Raw genomic sequence first — 2,094 nt, 5'->3', positions numbered from 1 at the left:
GTTGCTGACGGCGCTGAAATCGCCGGACGATGCCATCGACTGGGACACGCTGCTGCCCTGGAAAATCACCCTACCTTAAACCCCACGACCGAACACTGTGGGGATTTAACGACGCTTACAATTAATCTTCATTTGATGCTGAATTGAACATATCAAAATCAGGCAATTACACAAATCGATATACAGGCTCTATTTCCTTAGCGTGTTTTTTTACATCATTGGACATACCCCTTTTCTGTTCTTCACCAGAATACATCCCAAATACTCAACCTACGCGGAAAATATAGATGTTTCGAATGCCCGTACTACCGTAATTTACATAGAGATTCCGTTCCACATCGCGGCCAACTGTACTGGCCGGTGTAGCAAGCGACCAACTGTATTGACCTTCGTTGATATCGAGCAATCTGTACATACCTCTGCCGTCGCGGGCCATAGCGACGGTATGCCCCCAATTCTGAACGTCAGCAGGTGAGTCTCTAGATGAACCGAATATGGTGATAACCAAGCCCGCACACGCAGGCAACGCGAGAATATACGAGGAAAGTTGATACAGGTAGTTCAAATGGTATGTGTGAAATTCTCGCCCTTTACGACGAGCTAGGTCCCGAACAAATTTTTCAGTAGGGGGCAGTGCGATCTGAAGATACGTGTTGTAATGCTTACTGGCCCAGTATCCTCTTAGCGACTCTTGCCACGTCAAGGCATAAGCTCTTTGGTGTGAAACCGCGCGCCAATATTCGGTTTGTACATCCCACGCCCGGCTCTGAGTAAGCTGAGCAAAGACCCAATCTATTGATATAGCATGGCAGACACCTTTGCGGGCATCAATATCCTGGACGTTCTCGTCGAGCCATGAGTCTTGATCAAGGGCAAAATCTTGAATCATTGCAATCCCCCTCTTCACATGATACGTAAAGGACAATGTCAACATCCGCAAAGTGAAAGGTTGTCACCTGCGGAACAATTTTATTTATTGATTGTCTAAAAATCAGGCCACACAACTGTTGCTAACTTGCCTACGCTAGTGCGACACAACCAATAACTGCCCCGCAGAACGATTTACTTTTTAGAAGTAAGAGGATAATGCACGATAAGATCATCAGTTGGTATCTCACTATTCACTACTATCAATAAATCTGTGTCAAGACCAAGGCTGGAATATAGCATTCACTCTATTTTTGATAACTTCCGGCTTTTACCTCTCTATCTAATCAATAGTTAAATGATAAGAATTGCATCATGCTAAAAGTAAAGAATTTGCAAGCGAGATTTATTCATAATCTATAGCGACATTTCTGACTCGATTGAGTGCTAGCGATACCTGTAGATTAGTGAAAGTTTGATTTGTTGAGTTTCGGTATGCACTCGCTGTTTGACCAAAGTGTTTTTTGAAACAACGAGAAAAAGTTTGCTGTGTTTCAAAATTGTATTCTAATGAGATATTTAGAATTTTTTTCTGTGTGTAGCGCAAAGATATAGCAGCTAAAGAAAGACGGCGCGCACGGATATAACTCACAATGGATATATTCGTATGCTGTTTAAATATACGCTGCAAATGCCACTTTGAATAGCCTGATCTTTCAGAAATTTTATCTAAAGACAGTGGGGTGCAAAGGTTTTCTTCAATCCAATTAAGTAACTCATAAACATGATTTTCCTGAACCTCTATTGGCTTCATGAAATAACCCTCCAAAGATTTTTAGTGGATGTTAAGGGAAATAAATTCTGCCAGCATGCTGGGCTTTTGTTAACAAGCATTACCTCTCACTTGCCTTCCATACTTATTTGATATATTATATAAATAATTTTTAATAATTTCACTTGCCAATAATTATAAATTGCTACGCTCTTGATTATGATAAGACAAACAAAAAAAACAATCAATCATGGTTGATTGTTTTTTTGTTGCTACGCAATCGCATCGCAATGTGACTTACCAACCTCATGGTTTTAGGGTATTTTTTGTGAACAGTAGCCCGCCTACGGCGGGAGCTAAGATTCTGTTAGAGAGTGACTTTCTTCAACCATCGTAGCTCGCTATACTCCCGCGTATGCACATACCTCGACCAGCAAAACTCCTCTTCCAGATTG

At 41.4% G+C, this 2,094-nt stretch carries 2 protein-coding genes and 1 pseudogene; 1 reads left to right on the top strand and 2 read right to left on the bottom strand.

What is annotated here, in order from left to right; genetic code table 11:
- Positions 1–265: 265 nt before the first annotated feature.
- Positions 266–889, bottom strand: a complete 624-nt coding sequence (locus ACMV5I_RS29360) for a hypothetical protein (protein WP_414825957.1) — start codon at positions 887–889, stop codon at positions 266–268.
- Positions 890–901: 12 nt separating this feature from the next.
- On the opposite strand from ACMV5I_RS29360, the pseudogene ACMV5I_RS29355 reads away from it, so the two are divergent.
- Positions 902–988 (top strand): annotated as a pseudogene (locus ACMV5I_RS29355) (IS6 family transposase); the annotation flags it as partial.
- Positions 989–1,273: 285 nt separating this feature from the next.
- On the opposite strand, the gene ACMV5I_RS29350 reads toward ACMV5I_RS29355, so the two are convergent.
- Positions 1,274–1,681 carry a helix-turn-helix domain-containing protein gene (locus ACMV5I_RS29350; protein WP_414825956.1) on the bottom strand — a complete coding sequence of 136 codons (408 nt, stop codon included), beginning with the start codon at positions 1,679–1,681 and terminating at the stop codon, positions 1,274–1,276.
- Between the last annotated feature and the right edge of the window lie 413 nt (positions 1,682–2,094).

Origin of the sequence: Serratia sp. T13T92 (assembly GCF_047530105.1) — a bacterium.
Lineage (GTDB): Bacteria > Pseudomonadota > Gammaproteobacteria > Enterobacterales > Enterobacteriaceae > Chania > Chania fonticola.
Note: the sequence above shows the minus strand (reverse complement) of the source record. Positions and strands in the feature narration are given on the sequence as shown.